General features: G+C 72.8%; 18 protein-coding genes. 11 read left to right on the top strand and 7 right to left on the bottom strand.

From position 1 onward, the window contains the following. Nucleotides 1–50 precede the first annotated feature (50 nt). Nucleotides 51–1064 carry a BMP family protein gene (locus tag AEQ27_RS02505; protein ID WP_082383177.1) on the top strand — a complete coding sequence of 338 codons (1014 nt, stop codon included), beginning with the start codon at nt 51–53 and terminating at the stop codon, nt 1062–1064. Between the two features lie 137 nt (nt 1065–1201). Here the strand turns inward: AEQ27_RS02505 and AEQ27_RS02500 are convergent, their stop codons facing one another. Beyond that, a complete protein-coding gene (locus AEQ27_RS02500; protein ID WP_054145255.1) occupies nt 1202–3268 on the bottom strand; it encodes a transketolase in 2067 nt (688 codons plus the stop codon). A gap of 237 nt (nt 3269–3505) precedes the next feature. On the opposite strand from AEQ27_RS02500, the gene AEQ27_RS02495 reads away from it, so the two are divergent. From AEQ27_RS02495 to AEQ27_RS02480, 4 genes are all read left to right on the top strand, one after another. Beyond that, nucleotides 3506–4237, top strand: coding sequence for a GntR family transcriptional regulator (locus AEQ27_RS02495; protein WP_054145254.1), 732 nt, complete (start codon nt 3506–3508; stop codon nt 4235–4237). A 109-nt stretch (nt 4238–4346) separates the two neighbouring features. Next, nucleotides 4347–4802 (top strand): PTS sugar transporter subunit IIA, encoded by a 456-nt coding sequence (locus tag AEQ27_RS02490; RefSeq protein WP_152970100.1) that lies wholly within the window; start codon nt 4347–4349, stop codon nt 4800–4802. Beyond that, nucleotides 4799–5101, top strand: a complete 303-nt coding sequence (locus AEQ27_RS02485) for a PTS sugar transporter subunit IIB (RefSeq protein WP_054145253.1) — start codon at nt 4799–4801, stop codon at nt 5099–5101. The genes AEQ27_RS02490 and AEQ27_RS02485 overlap by 4 nt, the downstream gene beginning before the upstream one ends. Before the next feature lie 8 nt (nt 5102–5109). Then, nucleotides 5110–6558, top strand: coding sequence for a PTS ascorbate transporter subunit IIC (locus AEQ27_RS02480; RefSeq protein WP_369813578.1), 1449 nt, complete (start codon nt 5110–5112; stop codon nt 6556–6558). A 381-nt stretch (nt 6559–6939) separates the two neighbouring features. Here AEQ27_RS02480 and AEQ27_RS02475 read toward each other — a convergent pair whose 3' ends face one another. The 3 genes from AEQ27_RS02475 to AEQ27_RS02465 are packed head-to-tail and all read right to left on the bottom strand — an operon-like array spanning nt 6940 to nt 10855. Next, nucleotides 6940–7629 carry a hypothetical protein gene (locus tag AEQ27_RS02475; RefSeq protein ID WP_152970099.1) on the bottom strand — a complete coding sequence of 230 codons (690 nt, stop codon included), beginning with the start codon at nt 7627–7629 and terminating at the stop codon, nt 6940–6942. Between the two features lie 11 nt (nt 7630–7640). Beyond that, nucleotides 7641–9485, bottom strand: a complete 1845-nt coding sequence (locus AEQ27_RS02470; RefSeq protein WP_054145251.1) for an alpha/beta hydrolase — start codon at nt 9483–9485, stop codon at nt 7641–7643. Nucleotides 9486–9520: 35 nt separating this feature from the next. Continuing rightward, nucleotides 9521–10855 (bottom strand): amidohydrolase, encoded by a 1335-nt coding sequence (locus AEQ27_RS02465; protein ID WP_082383175.1) that lies wholly within the window; start codon nt 10853–10855, stop codon nt 9521–9523. A gap of 128 nt (nt 10856–10983) precedes the next feature. Between AEQ27_RS02465 and AEQ27_RS02460 the strand changes: the two genes are divergently transcribed. The 3 genes from AEQ27_RS02460 to AEQ27_RS02450 all read left to right on the top strand — a co-directional run bounded on the left by AEQ27_RS02460 (nt 10984) and on the right by AEQ27_RS02450 (nt 14179). Beyond that, complete coding sequence (locus AEQ27_RS02460) at nt 10984–11622, top strand: GNAT family N-acetyltransferase (RefSeq protein ID WP_152970098.1); 639 nt, start codon at nt 10984–10986, stop codon at nt 11620–11622. Between the two features lie 191 nt (nt 11623–11813). After that, on the top strand, nt 11814–13013 hold the full coding sequence (chrA, locus tag AEQ27_RS02455) for a chromate efflux transporter (protein ID WP_054145256.1): 1200 nt from the start codon (nt 11814–11816) through the stop codon (nt 13011–13013). 65 nt (nt 13014–13078) lie between these two features. After that, entirely contained in the window at nt 13079–14179 is a 1101-nt protein-coding gene (locus tag AEQ27_RS02450) for a nuclease-related domain-containing protein (RefSeq protein ID WP_054145249.1), read from the top strand. A 72-nt stretch (nt 14180–14251) separates the two neighbouring features. Here the strand turns inward: AEQ27_RS02450 and AEQ27_RS02445 are convergent, their stop codons facing one another. Both AEQ27_RS02445 and AEQ27_RS02440 read right to left on the bottom strand, forming a co-directional pair. Next, on the bottom strand, nt 14252–15289 hold the full coding sequence (locus tag AEQ27_RS02445) for a sugar kinase (RefSeq protein ID WP_054145248.1): 1038 nt from the start codon (nt 15287–15289) through the stop codon (nt 14252–14254). Next, a complete protein-coding gene (locus AEQ27_RS02440) occupies nt 15286–15915 on the bottom strand; it encodes a bifunctional 4-hydroxy-2-oxoglutarate aldolase/2-dehydro-3-deoxy-phosphogluconate aldolase (RefSeq protein WP_054145247.1) in 630 nt (209 codons plus the stop codon). The genes AEQ27_RS02445 and AEQ27_RS02440 overlap by 4 nt, the downstream gene beginning before the upstream one ends. Nucleotides 15916–16307: 392 nt before the next feature. Between AEQ27_RS02440 and AEQ27_RS02435 the strand changes: the two genes are divergently transcribed. Together AEQ27_RS02435 and AEQ27_RS02430 are read left to right on the top strand one after the other, a co-directional pair. Then, nucleotides 16308–17675, top strand: coding sequence for a PP2C family protein-serine/threonine phosphatase (locus AEQ27_RS02435; protein WP_054145246.1), 1368 nt, complete (start codon nt 16308–16310; stop codon nt 17673–17675). A gap of 9 nt (nt 17676–17684) precedes the next feature. Then, a complete protein-coding gene (locus tag AEQ27_RS02430; RefSeq protein ID WP_152970097.1) occupies nt 17685–18368 on the top strand; it encodes a hypothetical protein in 684 nt (227 codons plus the stop codon). A 143-nt stretch (nt 18369–18511) separates the two neighbouring features. Here the strand turns inward: AEQ27_RS02430 and AEQ27_RS02425 are convergent, their stop codons facing one another. Next, nucleotides 18512–18892 carry a hypothetical protein gene (locus tag AEQ27_RS02425; protein ID WP_054145244.1) on the bottom strand — a complete coding sequence of 127 codons (381 nt, stop codon included), beginning with the start codon at nt 18890–18892 and terminating at the stop codon, nt 18512–18514. Nucleotides 18893–18958: 66 nt separating this feature from the next. Here AEQ27_RS02425 and AEQ27_RS17635 point away from each other — a divergent pair. Continuing rightward, nucleotides 18959–19154: hypothetical protein (locus tag AEQ27_RS17635; RefSeq protein ID WP_054145243.1), on the top strand; the 196-nt coding region annotated here is incomplete at its 3' end.

Here is a 19154-nt window from a genome sequence, read left to right as displayed (position 1 = left end):
TCCGTCACCCGCGCCTCCTCGGGGTCGCCGGCGGCCTCGCCGGTCTCGCTCTGCTGGCCGGCTGCGCCAGCGCTCCCGCCGAGGGAGGCGGCACCACGTCCGCGGCTGGCGAGGACTGCGCCCGCATGGTGACGAACTCCGGCGGGCTCGACGACCGCTCGTTCAACCAGTCGAGCTGGGCCGGCCTGCAGAAGGCCGAGAAGGAGGACGGCATCCAGGCCCGCGTGCTCGTCTCGACGACCGAGAACGACCTGGCTCCGAACGTCGCGCAGGCCGTCGACTCGGGCTGCGGTTTCGTGCTGACGGTCGGCTACGAGCTCGCCCCCGCCACCGAGGAGCAGGCGAAGGCCAACCCCGACATCGACTTCGCCATCGTCGACGAGACCGTCGAGGCCCCGAACGTGAAGCCGATCCTGTTCGACACGGCGCAGGCCTCGTACCTCGCGGGCTACCTCGCGGCGGGCGTCAGCAAGACCGGCAAGGTCGCGACCTTCGGCGGCGGCAATCAGCCCCCGGTCACCCTGTTCATGGACGGCTTCGCGGACGGCGTCGACGCCTACAACACCGCGCACGGCGCGAGCGTGCAGCTGCTCGGCTGGTCGAAGGAGGCGCAGGACGGCTCGTTCACCGGCGACTTCGAGGACGTCAACAAGGGCAAGCAGCTCGCCCAGGCGTTGATCGACCAGGGTGCCGACGTGATCATGCCGGTCGCCGGGCAGGTCGGCGAGGGAGCGGCGTCGGCCGCACTCGCCACGGGCGGCGTCGACGTGATCTGGGTCGACAACGACGGCTACGACACGCTGCCCGCCGAGTACCGGCCGATCGTGCTGACCAGCGTCATCAAGGACACCGAGAAGGCCGTCCAGCAGATCGCGGTCTCGTCGACCGACGACTCGTTCACCGACGAGCCCTACGTCGGCACGCTCGACAACGGTGGCGTCGGTCTCGCACCGTTCCACGACCTGGCGTCGTCGGTCAGCCCCGAGCTGTCGTCCGAGCTCGACGCCCTGCGCGACCAGATCGCCAGCGGAGCCGTCACGGTCACCTCGCCCAGCCAGCCGTAGCGGGGCCAGGGCTCCGTTCGGCACTCGGCCCTGCCCTGCCCTGCCCTGCCGTGCCGCCGGGTGGGCGGAAGATGCTCCTCCGCGCGAGCCGAGCAGCACCTTCTGCCCACTCGCGGGACGGGACGAGGAGGCGCGGGTCAGGAAGCGACGGAGGTCGCGCCCCGGCCAGCACCGGCCCGGGCGGCAGCGGTGCGCACGGCGGCGACGACGCGGTCGGTCGTCATGCCGCGCTCGCGCAACGCGTCGGCCGCGGGGGCCGACAGGCCGAACTCGTCGATGCCGACGATGACGCCGTCGGGGCCGGCGACGCCCCCCCACCCGAAGCTCGCGGCGGCCTCGACCACGACCCGGGCCGACGCCGCGCGGGGCAGCACCTGCTCGCGGTACTCGGCGGACTCGGCGTCGAACCACTCGCGGCAGGGCATCGACACGACGCGCACGGCGAGGTCGTCGATCTGTGCGACGGACTCGAGCACGAGGGCGACCTCGCTGCCCGTGGCGACGACGACCACGTCGGGCGTGCCGCCGTCAGCGCCGTCCTGCACGACGTAGGCCCCGCGGCGCACGCCCGCGAGCACCACGTCGGCCGGGGTCGCCGCGACCGGCAGCGGCTGGCGGGCCAGCACGAGACCGGCCGGGCCGTCCTTCTCGAGGATCGCCAGCCACGCCGCGGCGGTCTCGGCACCGTCGGCCGGGCGCACCACCGAGAACCCGGGCATCGCGCGCAGGCTCGCCAGGTGTTCGATCGGCTGGTGGGTCGGCCCGTCGGCGCCGAGGGCGACCGAGTCGTGCGACCAGAGGTAGGTGACGGGCAGTTGCATGAGCGCCGCCAGCCGGATCGCCGGGCGCTGGTAGTCGCTGAACACGAGGAACGTCCCGGCGAAGAACCGCGACCCCTCGATCAGCGCGATGCCGTTCATGGCCGAGGCCATCGCGCCCTCGCGCACGCCCCAGTGGACGTTGCGACCGGCGCGGCCGGTGCCGGGAGCTTCCTCGGGGAGGTACGACGCGCCTCCTGCGATCGCCGTGCGGTTGGGCTCGGCGAGGTCGGCCGGGCCGCCCCACAGCTCGGGCAGCGCCTCGGCGAGCGCCTGGATGACCTTGCCCGACGCGTCGCGGGTGGCGAGGGTGTCACCGGGCGAGAAGACGGGGAGGCGCGACCCGAGGTCCGCGGGCAGGGTGCGTGACCGCGAGCGCCGCAGGTCGGCGGCGGCCGCGGGGTGGGCGGCTTCCCAGGCGTCGGCGGCGACCTGCCAGGCCTCCCGGGCGGCGCGGCCGCGCTCGAGCACGGACCGGGTGTGGGCGAGCACGGCGTCGTCGACGGTGAAGGGCTCGGAGTCGACGCCGAGCTCGACCCGGGTGGCGGCGACCTCGGCGGCTCCGAGCGGGGCGCCGTGCGAGGCCGAGGTGTTGCGGGCGTTCGGGGCGGGCCAGGCGATCTGCGACTTGAGCACGACGAGGTGGGGGCGGTCGCCGCGGCGGTCGGTGGTCGAGAGCACCTCGTCGAGGGCCTCGACGTCGACGTCGCCGTCCGAGGCGAGTCCGACGTGGTCGACGCGCCAGCCCTGGGCGGCGAACCGGGCACCGACGTTCTCGCTCGAGGTGAGGCTCGTGTCGCCCTCGATCTGGATGTCGTTGTCGTCGTAGATGACCGTGAGGTTGCCGAGGCGGTGCCGCCCGGCGAGCGCGCCGGCCTCGTACGAGAGGCCCTCCTGCAGGTCGCCGTCGGACGCGAGCACGAAGACCCGGCGGTCGAAGACGGACTCTCCGGGGGCGGCGTCGGGGTCGTTGACGGCACGCTCGTGCAGCATCGCCATCGCCATGCCGACGGCCGTGGCGAGGCCCTGCCCGAGCGGTCCGGTCGTGGTCTCGACGCCGGGGGTGTGGCCGAGCTCGGGGTGGCCGGGGGTGCGCGATCCGAACGACCGGAACGACCGGAGGTCGTCGAGCGACACGTCGTAGCCGGTGAGGAAGAGCTGCGTGTAGAGCAGGACGCTCGCGTGCCCGCAGCTCAGCACGAACCGGTCGCGGCCGGCCCAGTCGGGTGCCTGCGGGTCGTGCCGCAGGTGCTTCTGGAAGAGGAGGTGCGCGACGGGGGCCAGCGCGGCCGCCGTCCCCGGGTGGCCGGACCCGGCACGCTCGACGGCGTCGAGGGCGAGCAGGCGGGCGGTGGTGACGGCGGCGTGGTCGAGGTCGTGGGTCACGTGTGGGGGCTCCGGTTCGGGGTGGGGCGGGCTGGTCTCCGACGACCGTAGCGTGAGTCATCAGGACGTCATGATGAATCAAGACGACTGTCGAGTTGCATGCCTGACGCCTGCGACGTACTCTCGTCGAAGTCATCATGACGACTTGACGACCTGACGACTCGACGACCTCTCGACTCCGGTCGGGCACCACCCACTTCAGCACCACCCACTTCAGCAACGGCGCGGAGGCACCAGATGAGCACCACGAGCGGCACGAGCAAGTACGTGGCCGTGCGCGAGCACCTGCTGTCCCGCATCCAGAAGCTCGAGCCCGGCTCGCAGCTGCCCGCCGAGCCCGTGCTCTGCGACGAGTACGGTGTCAGCCGCATCACGCTGCGGCACGCGGTCGACGGCCTGATCGCCGACGGCCACCTGGTGCGCGAGCACGGCCGGGGCACCTTCGTCACCGAGCCGCAGTACCGCCTGCACTACCGGGAGCGTTTCGCCGACGAGGTCAAGGGCTTCCACGCGCAGCAGACGGGCGAGGGCTTCGCGGTCAGCACGCGCGTGCTCGGCCAGGAGGTCGTCCGGGCCGGTGAGACCGTGGCGAGCCACCTCGACATCAACTCGGCCGACGAGGTCGTCGAGCTCACCCGCCTGCGCTTCGTCAACGGCTCGCTCCACCCCCTCGTCGTGACCTGGCTGCCGTTCGCGCTGTTCCCCGAGACGGCGACCGTCGACTTCACCGACGGCTCGCTCTACGGGCACCTCGACCGCGAACACGGCGTCACGCTCGCCCGGCAGGACCTGCTCGTCTCGCTCGACGGCGCGAGCACCCTGCACGCCGACGAGCTCGACGTCCCCCTCGGGACGACCCTGCTGAAGATCGCCTCGACCGTGTTCGACGGGGACGAGCGGGCCGTCGCCTACGGGACCAGCCACTTCACCCCGCAGAACAGCGAGATCTTCTTCGGCCTGCACGGCTGACCGACCGGGCGCTCCTCGTCCGCCGAGCCGCGCCTCCTGAACCCCGCCCCACCACCGCAACCGACGCCCGTCCCGACGCCGACGTCACCGACCCCCACCAGGAACGACAGTGCTGACCGACCTCCTCACCCCCGAGACCATCCTCTTCGCCGACCGCGTCGACGGCTGGCGCGACGCCGTCGAACGCGTCGCGCAGCCCCTGCTCGACAGCGGCGCCATCAGCAGCCACTACGTCGCGGCGATGACCGACTCGATCGCCGCGGGCGGCACCTACATCGACCTCGGCTTCGGCATCGCCCTCGCGCACAGCCGGCCCGAGAACGGCGTCGAGCGCACCGGGCTGTCGAGCCTGCGCGTCGGCGAGACGGTGCTGCTGAACGACGAGCCCGCGCACCCGATCGACCTCTTCTTCTGCCTCGCCGCGACCGACCCGCAGAGCCACCTCGACACGATGATGGCCCTCGCCACCCTGCTCTCCGACGAGACGCTCCGCGCCGAGCTGCTCGCCTCCTCCACCCCCGCCGACACCCTGGCGGTCCTCACCAAGATCGGACAGAACGCATGAAATTCCTCGCCGTCTGCAGCTCGGGCCTCGGTTCGAGCTTCATGGTCCACATGAACATCGAGAAGGTCCTCAAAGAGCAGGGCATCACCGGGGTCGACGTCGACCACGCCGACCTCGGCTCGGTCGGCCCGGGTGCCGCCGACGTGATCTTCGTCGGCGCCGACCTCGCCGACTCGGTCGGCGGCCTCGGCGACGTCGTGGTGCTCGACAGCATCATCGACCTGGCCGAGCTGCGCACCAAGGTGCGCGAGACCGCGATCCGCAAGGGCGTGACCGTGCCCGACGCCGAGGCCAACTGATGGAGGGCGTGCTCTCCGTCCTGCTGGACGTCTTCCGCCAGCCCGCGATCATCGTCGCGCTGATCTCGCTCGTCGGCCTGCTGCTGCAGCGCAAGGCGTTCAGCGACGTGCTCAAGGGCACCGTGCGCACCCTCGTCGGGTTCCTGGTGCTGGCCGCCGGTGCCGGCGTGGTCGTCGCCTCGCTCGACCCGTTCGGCGCCATGTTCCAGGAGGCGTTCAACGTCCAGGGCGTCGTGCCGAACAACGAGGCCATCGTCGGCCAGGTGCTGCTCGACTACGGCTCGGCCGCCGCGCTGATCTTCTTCTTCGGGTTCATCGTCAACGTGCTGCTGGCCGCGACGACGCACTTCAAGTACATCTACCTCTCGGGTCACGTCGCCTTCTACATGGCCGCGATGATCGCCGTGATCCTCGGCGTCGCCGGGTTCCCGGTCTGGGGCGTCGTGCTCTGGGGTGCGCTGCTGCAGGGTCTCGTCACGACACTGTCGCCCGCCATCGTGCAGCCGTTCATGCGCAAGGTCACCGGCTCGAACGACGTCGCCCTCGGGCACACCGGCGGCGCCGGCGTCGCCCTGAGCGGCCTGGTCGCCACCCTGACCCGGGGCAAGGGGACGCCGTCGAAGTCGACCGAGGACATCACGTTCCCGAAGGGCCTCGGATTCCTCCGCGACACCACGGTGATCGTGGCGCTGTCGATGGCCGTGATCTACGTGATCGTCGCGCTGTTCGCCGGGGCCTCGTTCGTCGAGACCGAGCTCAGCGACGGCCAGAACTACATCGTCTACGTCGTGATGCAGGCCGCCACCTTCTCGGCGGGCGTCTTCGTGATCCTCGCCGGCGTGCGCGTCGTGCTCGGCGAGATCGTGCCCGCGTTCAAGGGCATCAGCGAGCGCCTCGTCAAGAACGCGATCCCCGCGCTCGACGTGCCCATCACGTTCACGTTCGCCCCGAACGCCGTGCTGATCGGGTTCCTCGCGAGCTTCGTCGGCGGCATCGTCGGCATGTCGGGGATGATCTTCGCCGGCACCGCCATCGTGATCCCGGGCGTCGTCGCGCACTTCATGACCGGAGCCGCCTCGGGCGTCATCGGCAACGCCGCGGGCGGTCGCCGCGGTGCCGTGCTCGGTGCCTTCGCCAACGGTCTCGCGATCACCTTCCTGCCGCTGTTCCTGTTGCCGGTGCTCGGCGACATCGGACTGTCGAACTCGACCTTCTCCGACTCGGACTACGGCGTGGTCGGCATCCTGTTCGGGCAGATCAGCCTGGCCGGCGGTCAGATAGCCGTGATCGTCGCGATCCTCGCGTCGCTCGTGCTGGTGTACGCGTCGAGCCTGTTCGTCCGGGCCCGTGCCCGCCGGACCGGCGGCCGCGACGGTGGTGCCGACGGCGACGGCTCGGGCGATGCGGCGACGGACGCCGACGGCACGCGCGTCGGCGAGACCGCTTCGGCTCGCTAGGTCTGTCGACCTCCCCCGCAGGAACGGGCGGGTCCGGGGGCCCGGGCGTCGGCGGACGCCCGCCTCCCCCGGACCCGCCCGTTTCTGCGCGTCCGGGCCGTCCGTCGATCACGGTCACCGCGCCTCCTCGTCCCGACTGCTCGGTCGAGTGGTCCGAGATCGTCCTTCCCGGCGGGGTGGAGGACGATCCGGGACCACTCGACGGGAGCGTCAGGGCGTCAGGCCTCGAGGTGTGCGGGGCCCGGCACAGGTGCTCCCGATGATCGACGGCGCGACACCCTGAGGCCGCCCGGAGCCCGTCGACGAGATGTCACGACGTGCCGAGATGAGACGCGACTGCGGGCTCGGTGCGGTCCGGTCGGCGATGGATCAGCAGGGCGCCTACGGCTGAACCGGGTCGCTCCACGACGGGAACGGCGCATACTCGCCCGGCACCGACTCCTCAGGGAAGTCCGCCGGGTCACGATCAGCGATCGCAGAGACCAACGCGCCCGAGTCGTTCGTCCAGAAGACCTCGCTGTACACGTTCACCGTGTACTGCCCGTTGGGCCTCACCGTGTAGGTGACCCACCAGCCGTCACCGGTGTCGGCCCTCACCTCGTGGTTCCGCCCGATCTCGCTGCTGACCGACTCCCAACCCTTCTCGTCGAAGTACTCGATCATCGGGTCGAGATCGGCTCGAGCGCCCGTCGCCCCCTCGAGCTCGACGTTGCGGCTGGCCCGGAAGTAGTAGCTGTTCTCCTCGGTGGCGCCCTCGGGCGCCTCGCCGAACGCATTCGCCCCACCCGGCACGGGGAGTACGTCCCCGCCGATCCAGATCCACGGCCCGCCCGAGATCTGCAGCTGCGCCTCCTCGAGCACGCCCTGCATCTCCACGTACCGCTCGGACGCCGAACCGAACTCGTCCTCCAACGACAACTCGGCCACCTGGGCCTGCGTCATCCCCGCCACGTCCTGTGAATCCTGCCCCGCCACGTCGTCTCCGTTCTCCGCGCTCGACGCGCACCCTGTCGTCACGAGCACCAGGATCGTCGCCACGAGAGCAGCGACGTGGTGCAGGCGATGGTTCATGACTTCGTTCATCAGTCCGGTCTTCCGTTGGCCACGATCTGCGAGATGGTCTTGAGGGATGTAGAGCCCGCCGAGAGGTAGCCCTTGTCGTCAGGGTCGGCATCTGCATACATGTCGTGCATGGTCACGGCCTCGGTGCCCTGTCCGTCCTCGGCCGAGAATACGTGCACCCCGTCGACATCCAGGGGATTCGTCCGGGTATCCGAGCCGAGGAACAGACCGAGGGGCGCGAGGCCGTCGCCGGCGGCGAGAGTCGCGTAGACCTCGTCGGCGTGGAGGTCGTCGACCGTCGCCTCGTTCGTCAGCCCGACGGAGCCGTACGAGATGAACGAGTCCACGCGATGCTGGGTCAGCAGCAGCGCCTCCGACGACGTCGTCGAACCGTACGAGTGCGCCATCACGGTGACGGAGTCTGCGGGGTGGTCGGCCCGAGCGTCGTGCACACCGTCCAGGAACGATGCGAGCTCGGCGGCCCCGGAGTTCGCGCGTGCGGGCGATACCACCTCGACCGGGTTCGGCGAGTTGTAGCCCATCCACGAGACCACGGCATGAGAACCGTCCGCGTCTTCTTCGGCTGCGGCTCGTACCAGCTCATCCGCCGCCTTGATGGCAGTGTTCATCTCGCCCACGTTCGAGTTCATCCCCGGCACGTTGACGGTGACGCTCGAGGCCGTATCGAGGTTCCCGAGTGAGATGGCGGCGACCACAGCACCATCGTGCATGCCGAAGCCGACGAGCTGAGCCTTCTGATTGCCTTCGCCACCGGGCAGATATCTTGCGCGATCTTCCGCCTGGCCCACCGCCTCCGTCAGAGCGGCCACATCCGCCTTGAATCCGTCGAGTCCCCGGTTCCGATCGCCGCCCAACCCCATCAGCTGATACACCTTCTCCGGGTACAAGACCGCGGCGTGGAGGAGAGCGCGTGACGCGACGTCGCGTTTTGCCGCCGGGATGCCGTCGAGGTTCGCGAAGAGATACTTCGTCGCGAGCGGCAGGCCGAGGATGTAGGTGTCCGATTGCGGCAGTTCGGCGTAGGCCTCTGCGACCTCCGCTGGGGTGAGGCCGGGCTGCAGCAGCTTGGTCAACTCCGGCGACGCCGCGGTGACCGCCACGCCGTCGAGCCGGACGTCCGCGAGCGTCCCGCTCCCCGCCGTCTCGAACGCCGCCGCGATGCCTTCGATCCAGGTCGCATCGGCCGCGTTCTCGGTCATCAGCGCATCGAGGCCCGTGATCGCCGTCGACGACTCGATCGGCACCCACGAGCACGACGACGTGAAACCCGCCCAGGCGTTCTTCACCTGGATGACGTGCTGGGCCGTGCTGAGGTCGGCCGCCCGGCTGGCACCGACGAACGTCCTCAGAGCGTCCGGGTCGGCCGACGACGTGCCGCCCGATCCGCCGCGGCTGGTGCGGGTACGCGTCCGTGCGGTGAACGACGCCGAGAGGGGCTTCGGCTTCACCGGGACGTCGCTCGGCCGGGGATCCGTCAGCCCGGCGACGAACGCCGACGAATCGTCCCAGAAGCCTCCCGCGGCCCGCTGCTGCTCGCGCGCCGCCTCCCGGGCGGTCCAGCTGTCGACGTCGAGCAGGCGTTGCCGCTCCTTCTCGGCATCGCTCTTGGCCTCCCCCACCGCACCGCTCAAGTCCGACAGCACCCCCGCGAGCGTCTGCATGTCCTCCGACCGCACCGTGCTGCCCTCGGTGAACAGGGTCGCGTAGGCACCCGCGAAGTCGAGCACCGCCGACTCGACCTGCACCCGGTTCGCCATCGCCTGCGTCCTGAGACCGCTCGACGCCCCATCCGCGGCAGCGATCAACGCGTCAGCCACCCCGTAGTCGAACTCGATCGTCGTCATGCCCACCACACCCCCGTGCGAACCAACTGGTCTGTTCAGAGGAAGCTAGCATCCTCCTGTCCGTGGACCCTGGCCCCTGGTGCCCCGGGGTCGAGCAGCCACTCGTGGGCCGCCGCGACGAGTGCGTCCATGCCGTTCGTCAGGGTCGGCTCGACGACCGGCGCGTAGAGCGGCGAGTGGTTCGAGGGCAGCCGTCCGACGATGCGGGCGAGATCCGCGGGCGAGGCGGCCTCGGCGAACGACGCGGGGTCGGCACCCCCGAGCAGCCAGAAGCTGCACGGGGCACCGGCCGCGGTGGCGAGGATGCCGATGTCCTCGCTGCCCGTCACCGGCCCGGGAGAGATGACCTGCTGCTCGCCGAAACGACGCACCAAGGAGGCGCGGGTGCGGTCCGCCGCGGACGGATCGTTCACGACGGCCGGGAAGCTCTCGTAGTGCTCGACCGTGGGCGGCTGCGGTGCGCCGGCCGCCGCGGCCTCGCCCTCGGCTATGCGCGTGACGGCGGCGAGCGCCCGTTCACGGACGTGCTCGTCGAACGACCGCATGCTGATCAGGATCTCGGCGGTGTCGGGGATCACGTTGTTCTTGGTGCCCGCGTGGATCGAGCCGACCGTGATGACGAGCCGGTCAGCGGCAGCGGTCTCGCGCGAGACGATCGTCTGCACTCTCAGCACCGCGGCCGCGGCCATGACGATCGGGTCCACCGTCGTGTCGGGGCGCGACCCGTGCCCACCGCGACCGTGGAAGGTGATGCGGATGCCGTCCTGCGCGGCGAAGGCGGGGCCGGACTGCAGGGCGACGAAACCGGCCGGGAACGGCGCGACGTGCTGCCCGAGGACGACGTCGGGAGGGGGGATGCGGTCGAACAGCCCGTCGGCCACGAGCGCGCGGGCGCCGGCACCGAGCTCTTCGGCGGGCTGGAAGAGCACCTCGAGGGTGCCCGACCAGGTGTCGCCGGTCGCCAGTCGGCGGGCGGCACCGACGAGGCAGGTCACGTGCACGTCGTGACCGCAGGCGTGCATCACCGGCACGTCGCGCCCGTCGGGGTCGGTGCCTCGGGCCGTGCTGGCGTAGTCCAGGCCGGTGGCCTCGGCGACGGGCAGTCCGTCCATGTCGGCCCGCAGCAGCACGGTCGGGCCGTCCCCGCGGCGCAGGACGCCGACGACACCCGTGCCCCCGACGCCGGTGTGCAGGTCGAAGCCGAGGGCGGTGAGCTCGGCCGCGACGATGGCGGCCGTCGCGTCCTCGTGGAACGACAACTCGGGGTGTCGGTGGAGGTGCCGGTACAACTCGCCGAGCGGTGCGCCCACGGCGGGGGGCCGGGCGTCGTCGGGGAGGGGGCGCGGCTGGTCGGTGCCGGTCGAGGTCATGAGGTGCTCCTCTGGTGGTGCGTGGGTGGTTCGTCGTCACGACGCTACCCACCACCCCCGTCACTCGCCACGTGGCCGCCGCCCTCTCGCTGCCCATAGTGACGGCCGACCCGGCCTACGCTCGAGGGGTGATCGAGACGCCCGACGACCTCATCCCGCTCGTCGACCGGTGGGTCGAGGGCTGGGCGCTCTCGCGCGGTGCCGCGCGTCGCCGCGACGGAGACGCCTGGCGGGTCGAGGTGGCGGCCGCGACCCGGTCGTTCGAACGCATCGTGGCGCAGCCGACGCCGGCCGAACTCACCCGCCTCGTCGACGAGACGACCACGACCGACGTCTGGCTCTCGGTGGTCGGCCCCCTCGACGACGTCGCCCGCCGGACCCTGGCCCGGCTCGACGCCGTGACGCACGCCGAGCGCATGATGACGGCCCCCGTGTCGGCGACGCCGCTGCCCCTGGAGGTGATCGTCGACGACGACGACCAGGTCGTGCACATGCGGGTCGGGGGCGACGGCGTCGTCGCCGCCCGTGGTCAGGCGGCGGTGGTCGGCGAGCACGTCGTCTTCGCCCGCATCTCGACCGAACCCGACTTCCGGAGGCGCGGGCTGGGTCGCCGGGTCATGGCCGGTCTCGAGCACGGGGCCGCCGCCCGAGGAGCGACGACGGGTCTGCTCTTCGCTAGCGTCGCCGGTCGCCGCCTCTACCAGAGCCTCGGCTGGCGCGAGGTCGCCGAGCTGGGCACGTGGCGGGGCCGCGGCCTCCCGGGGTGACGACCCACGCCTCCTGGTGGCACCGAGGTGACGCAACCCGCCGCTCACCTTCGTCGTCGAGCGGCACGTCGTGACATCTCGCGGCGGCGCGGGCGGTCACCTGCCACGATGACCTCGTGACCGAGTGCGCACCCGACCCCGGCGGCCGACCTGCCCGTGGCCCGGCCCGCAGTCCGAGCCGCGTCCGCGAGGTGCTGTCCGCGTTCTCGGTGCTCGGGGTGACGTCTTTCGGAGGTCCGATCGCACACCTCGGGTACTTCCGGGCCGAGGTCGTGACGCGTCGGCGCTGGTTGGGCGACGGAGCGTACGGCGACCTGGTCGCACTCGCACAGTTCCTGCCGGGTCCGGCGTCGAGCCAGGTCGGGTTCGGGCTCGGCCTGCTGCGGGCGGGGCCACTGGGGGCACTCGTCGCCTTCGTCGCCTTCACCCTGCCGTCGGCGCTCGTCATGTTCGCCGTCGCCACCGGCGTCGGGCTGGTAGACGGCCCGGTGGGTTCGGCGATCGTCACCGGGCTGAAGATCGGTGCGGTCGCGATCGTGGCACATGCCGTCATGGGCATGTGCCGGACCCTCGCCCCGGATCGGACGCGCTCGAGCATCGCGGTCGCCGCCGCCGTGCTCGCGCTGACTCTGACCGGACCGGCCGGACAGCTGTCGGCGATCGCGCTGGGGGTGCTGGCCGGGTTCGTCTTCTGTCGGACGACCGAGCCGACGGTCGGAACGGCGTCGGCCTCCCCGCCCGACCACGCCGAGCCCCTCCGGTTCCCCGTGACGCGGTCCGCCGGCGTCGCCTGCCTCGCGGTGTTCGCCACCCTGCTGGTCGGCCTCCCCGTCCTGGCTGCCGCGACCGGTTCCGGCACGGTCGCGCTCGTCGACGTCTTCTACCGCGCCGGAGCACTGGTCTTCGGCGGTGGCCACGTCGTCCTGCCCCTGTTGCACGCCGCCCTGGTCGAGCCGGGCCTGGTCGATGACGACACCTTCTTGACCGGTTATGCCGCCGCCCAGGCCGTCCCGGGCCCGCTCTTCACCTTCGCGACCTACCTCGGCGCCGTGGCCGACATCGGACCAGGAGGCGCGCTCGGGGCTGCGCTCGCGACCGTCGCGATCTTCGCGCCGGGGCTCCTGCTGCTGGTCGGGGTGCTGCCGTTCTGGAACGCCCTCGGCGACCGCGCGTCGGTCCGAGCGCTGATGCGCGGAGCGAACGCCGCGGTCGTCGGCCTGCTCGCCGCCGCGCTCTACGACCCGGTCGTCACGACGGCGATCACCGGTGCGGGGCCGTTCTGCCTCGCCCTCGTCTGCTTCGTGCTGCTGGTCGCGTGGCGGACTCCGCCGTGGGCCGTCGTCGCGGTGGCGGCGGCCGGAGGCCTCCTGCTCGCAGTGCTGCCCGGCTGACCCGGCCCGGCCTCGCCCGGCGAGGCACCCGCGCCCCACCGGAACCCCGTGTTCTGCTTGGGGGCATGCCGTTCGACCAGAGCCTCGTCCCGTGGATCATCGCCGCCGTCCTGCTCGTCGCCCTGATCGTCGTCGCCGTCGTGCTGCGCGCCCGGGCCAAGCGTGCCCTGGCCACCGCGACGGCCGCCGCCGCCGAGCAGGCCCGTGCCGCCCGCGAGCAGCACGAGGCCCTCGCCGCGGCCCACGACGACGCCCTCGCCCAGGCCGCCGCCGACCACGCCCGCGAGCGCGACACCCTGGGTGCCGAGCGCCAGGCCGCCCTCACCGAGGCGAAGCAGGCCCGCGACCTCGTCGCCGCCGGCCTCAAGTGGGAGGCCACCTCGCGCGACGACATCGCCGACGCCTGCCGTCAGCTGGGCGTGGACGCCGTGCTGCTGACCAACGTGGTCTTCGTGCCCGTGGCGACCAGCGCCTCCTCGCGGTTCGTCGCGCAGGTCGACCACGTCCTGCTCGGCGAGACCGGCGTGATGGTGATCGAGAACAAGGGCTGGAACGGCATCGTCTTCGACGGCCTGACCCCGAGCAGCGTGTTCCCGGCGTTCGCGGGCCTGTTCGACGAGAGCACGATGACGCCGCCGTTCGCGCTGCAGGTCGTGAAGGACTCCCCGACCGTGCTCACCGTGCGGACCCACCTCGGGCGGGAGGCCCCTGCCTCGCAGGTGCGGCGGCAGGCGCAGCGGTTGTCCGACCGGGTGCAGGCCGAGACCGGCGTCCGGCTCTGGTTCGACACCTGCGTGTTCTACTCGCACCGCGACGCGACGGTCTTCGCGACCGAGCGCGACGCCCCCGACGGAGGCGCGGCCACGGCGATCGTGTCTCACCGGTCCCAGCTCGCCGGCGTCGTGCGCGAACTGACCTCGCGTCCGACGAAGAAGCTGTCCCGGGCCCGGGTCGACGACCTGGCCCGGCTGTTCGCGTCGTACGGCGCCGACGTGCTGCGCTTCGGCGCGTACGCCCAGGAGGCACGGGGTGCGTCGGCTCCGGAGGCCGCGGAAGCGCAGGAGGCGCGGGTCCCTTCGGCACCGGAGGCCGCGGACGCCCAGGAGGCGCGGGTCGCGTCAGAACCGAAGGCCCCGGACGTGCAGCTGCCCGACCCGACCGAGTGAGTTCGGCGAGACGTCACGACGTGCCGCTCATCTCGGGAGGTGAGCGGCCACTCGTGACATCTCGACGCTCCGTCACCGGATGACGGGGTCGCCGCCCGACCCCGGGCCCTCGCCGAGCCCGTCAGGGTCGACGGCGCCCTCCCAGTCGCCCGCGTGCCGACAGGCCGCGGCCCCCGACAGACTCGCGAGCCGCAGGCGCCCGGTCAGCACCTCGCCGCGGGCCCACCCCGCGAGGTAGCCCCCGACGAACGCGTCCCCGGCGCCGACGGTGTCGACCCCGTCGATCTCGTGTGCGACGACCGGGGCCCGGTCACCGCCGTCGCCTGCGCACGCGCCGGCCGCCCCCGCCGCGACGACGCCGGGCCGGTGGCCCGCCCCGACCCACGCGTCGGCGGCGAGCTCGGCCGGCTCGAGGCCGGGCGCCCGGGTGTCGACCCCGACCGCGGACCCGACGAGGAGCGGCACCTCGTCGACGCTCGCGACGACGAGGTCGGCCGCCTCGGCGAGCTCGCGGTGCGCCTCGGCGGCGGGCCGATCACCCCACAGGCGCGGCCGGTGGTTGACGTCGAACGAGACGAGGGCGCCGGCCTCGCGGGCCCGCGTGACGAGATGCCGGACGGACTCGGCGGCCGAGTCCGAGAGGCAGCCGGTGATGCCGGTGACGTGCACGAGGGTGCCGGGGGCGAGGTCGAGGTCGAGCGCGTCGACGTCCGCGGCGGTGAGGGCGCTACCCGCGCTGCCGGCGCGGTGGTACGAGACGGCGGTGCGGCCGTCGGTGCGGACGTCCTTGACGAGCAGGCCGGTGGGGCGGTCCGGGTCGACGACGGTGCGGACCGTCACCCCCCCGGCCCGCAACTCGCGGACGATGCGGCGGGCGGGCGGGTCGGCGGCCGCCCGGCCGGCCCGGACGACCGGGACGCCCGGGTGGGCGAGGGTCATGGCGACGTTGGCCTCGGCGCCGCCCGTGCCGACGGCCACCGGCGCGGCCGGCCAGAGCGGCTCGTCGGGTCCCGACCGGAAGACGGCGAGGCCTTCGCCCACGGTGACGACGCGCTCGAACGAGCCCCGGGCGCGGCCGTGACCCTGGCCCTGGCCCTGGAACCCGCTCACGCCGTCACCTCGTCGCGGAACGCCCGGGCACGGTCGGTGACCAGGTCGAAGCGGCCGGCGGCGACGGAGTCGCGCGGGGGGATCCAGCTCGTGCTGATCGAGTGCACGGCGTCCCCGCGATAGGACGCGGCCTCGGCGAGGCCCGCCCCTCCGCTCGGCACGAACCGGAGGTCGGGGAACGGTCCGGCGAGCGCCGAGATCGCCGCAGCGCCACCGAGCTGGGCCGCGGGGAAGAACTTCTGCACCGTGAACCCCGCCGCGCGTGCCCGCATCACCTCGGTGGCCGTGGCCACGCCCGGGACGTGCGGCACCCCGAGCGCGCGGCACCGGTCGGCGACCGACTCGTCGAGCCCGGGGCTGACGACGAACGTCGCCCCGGCCTCGACGGACGCGTCGACCTGCTCGGCCGACAGTGCCGTGCCGCACCCGACGACGAAGGCGGGCACCCCCGCCATGGCCCGGAGCGCCTCGATCGCGCCCGGGGTGCGGAGGGTCGCCCCGGCGCACGGCACGCCCCCCGCGACGAGGGCGCGGGCGAGCGGGACGGCCTGCCCCGGGTCGTCGATCACGACCACGGGCAGCACATGAATCTCGGAGAGGCGGCTGAGGACGTCGACGGCGCTCATGCCACCACCCAACCATCGCCCGCCCCCACCACACAACGACCCGGGCGTCGCCTGGGGACGACGCCTCGCCCCCAGGAGGCGCGGTGCCCGTCGTGCCCACCCCGCGCCTCCTCGGGTCCTCGGTTCCGTCGGCCGCACCCTGTAGCGTCGGGGGGACGACGAGGCAAGACGACACCTGTGGTCGACGGACGATCCAGGGGCGAGGGGATCGGCATGGGACGCGTGACGGAGGGTGCCGAGGCGGTCGGGCGAGCACTCAACACGGCCCTGCGGCGCGTCCCCCTCGAGAAGGTGCCGCTGTTCCGGCAGTCGTTCAGCGCCCTGCTCATCGTGCTGGCCGCGGCGCTCCGGGCGACCCTGCCCTGGCTGATCGTCACCGACGCCGTCACGATGTGGCTCGGTGTCGCGGGGCCGGCGCCGCGCTGGCCTTCGCCGCCCGGATGGCCCGGCACGCCGGGCTGCGCCGGTGGGTGGTGCTCGCCCCCGCCGCCGACTTCGTGGCCGTGGGCCTGTTGCGCTGCGGCACGGGCGACCAGCGATCGGTCTTCCTGCCGATCGTGCTTCTGGCGGTCATCTGGGTCGCGTCCTGGCCCGGCCGCCGCAACGTCGTGCTGCCCCTGGTCGGCACGAGTGTCACCTTGCTGCTGCCGTACCTGTTCACGTCCGAGGGCCGTGGCCCCAGCGAACTGATCCGCCTGGCGTTCGCCCTCATCGTCTACGCGACGGTCGCCGCGGCGGTCAACGAGCTGGCCCGTCAGGCGAAGGCGCGACTCGAACGGGCGCGGGCCCAGCAGCACGCCGTCGAGCGCGAACTGAACCGGGCGGCCGTGGTGCAGCAGTCGCTGCTGCCTCCGGACGCCTCGACCCTGCCCGACGCCTTCGCGGTGTTCGGGGCGTGCGTGCCGGCCCGCGAGGTCGGCGGTGACTTCTTCGACTGGTACCCGACCTCGGCCGGCATCGCCGTGACCGTCGGCGACGTGATGGGCAAGGGCGTCGGCGCGGGCATGATCGCGGCCGCGGTGCGCTCGGTGATCCGCAGCAGCGTCGACGACGGCGACCCGGCCGAGGCCTTCCACCGCGCCTCCGTGGGGTTGACGACGAGCGCGTACGACACCGAGACGCAGTTCACGACGTCGTTCCACGCCCGCATCGACGCCGACGGCGGCGTCCTCTGGGCCGATGCGGGGCACGGGCTGGCGTTCATCCGACGCGCGGCGGGCGGCGTCGACCGTCTCAACTCGGCCGACCTGCCGATCGGTGTGGGCACCGCCTGGCATCGGCACCGCTCGCAGCTCGACGAGGGCGACGTGTTCGTCTGCGTCAGCGACGGCGTGCTCGACCTGTTCCCGGTCGAGCTCGAGGCGCTGCACGACCTCGAGCAGCTGCTCGCCGCGACGCCCGAGCCGGCCCGCATCGTCGAGGTCGTCGAGGGGTTGGCCCGCGAGCGCGAGCGCAGCGACGGCGCGCCGGTCGTCGCGGCGACGCTCGTGCCGACGTCGGTGCCGGCGCGCCCCAGACGCCGGGCCGCCCCGCCCGGCCCCTCCCCCTTCCGTCCCCCCGCGCACCGCCACGCCACCACGCCGCCACGCCGCCCCGCCGCCACGCCGCCCCGAAGTGAACATCCCGCCACCTTTTCCCGTGGCGGCATGTTCACTTCGTGGCGGGTTGGTCGGCGGGCTGGCCGGCGGGCGGCCGGGCGGGCAGGCGGGGGGGCGGCGGCTGGCTGGCTGGCTGGCGCGGCGTCCGAACCGACTGGATAGGGTTCGGTCATGTTATGGATATCCGTCGTCGGGGTGTCGGCCGGAGTCTGGTGCCTGGTCGCGCCGCCCCGGGCCATGTTGTTCGGCTCGCGCTGGCAGGTGCGTGACGGCGACCGGGCCGAGCCGAGCGACCTCCTGGTCAGGTACACGCGGGTCTCGGGCGTGATCCTGATCGTGCTCTCGATCGGCTTCGGGTTCTGGGGCTTCACCGCGCAGCGACAAGCGGAGGCGCGCGAGTCGTTGCAGGACGCCTGGGACATCGGCGTCTTCTCGTCCTACAGCGACCTGCAGATCGACCTCGACCCCGATGTCGAGCAGACCACGAGCGTGGCCGGCGTGATGTCGCGATCCACAGGTGAGCAGCAGGGGCTGCCGGTGTGGCAGGCGAAGGTCGTCGGGCGTGACGACCTCGGTGAACTGGGCGGAGACCTGGCCGACGGTGACATCGTCGTCGCCGTGCGGCAGGGCAGCTGTCAGCCCGGGACGGTCTTCGTCGAAGAGGGTGCCGACGAGGTCTCGGTGGCGGTGACGGGCGTCTCGACCATCCGGTTCCAGGGTGCGCCGTTGCGCTGCGGTACGTCGAACCCGCTGACGAAGCCCGACGCGGACGAACTCCGCATCGTGCACGTGCCCCTGTCGGCGCCACTCGGCGACCGCGAGCTCGTGCTGCCCGACCCGCCGGCGCGCGACTGACCGGCCGCGCCGCGCCTCCTCACCCTCGGACCGCCTCCACGCCGCCACGAAGCACACATCCCGCCATGTTTTTCCGTGGCGGGATGTGTACTTCGCGGCGGGGGGGCGGGGGGGCAGGTCGGCGCGTCAGCAGGTCGGCAGCGCTACTGCCGACGCCTGCTCGCGACGAGCGCGACGACCAGCCCCGTGATGACGGTGGCGCCGACGGCGTTCGTGACGCGGGCCCGGCGGCGGTAGCGCTGGTGGGCCTGGTCCGTGGCCTCCATCGCGGCGATCGTGACGGTCTCGGCGACGTCGCGCACGGTCTTCTCGGCCCGGTCGGCGATCACCTCGGCGCGGTCGACCAGGTCGTGGGCCGACGACCCGGCCCGGTCGGTGACGTCGCGCACCACGGTCTCGGCCCGGCCCGCGAGGTCGTGCAGCGCACCCCGGGCGACGGGCGGCACGACGTCGGAGGTGTCGATGAGTTCACGGGCCCGTCGTGCGGCGCGGGTGACGAAGTCGTCGGGGTCGGTGGTGCTCATGGTCGGCTCTCTCCGTTCGCCCGCGCAGCACGACGGGCCCGTGAACTCATCGACACCTCCGCCGTCGTGCCGCCCGTCGCCCGGGGGGCGCTGCACGACCTCGCGGGCCGGGCCGAGACCGTGGTGCGCGACGTCACCGACCGGGCCGGGTCGTCGGCCCCCGACCCGGTCGCCTATCCCGCGGTGCTCGCCGACCGGGCCGGGAGGACCGCCCGCGGCGTCGCCGAGACCCGCACGATCGCCGCGATGGCGGCACCGGCCC

The organism is Frigoribacterium sp. RIT-PI-h, assembly GCF_001297205.1.
Lineage (GTDB): Bacteria > Actinomycetota > Actinomycetes > Actinomycetales > Microbacteriaceae > Frigoribacterium.
Note: the sequence above shows the minus strand (reverse complement) of the source record. Positions and strands in the feature narration are given on the sequence as shown.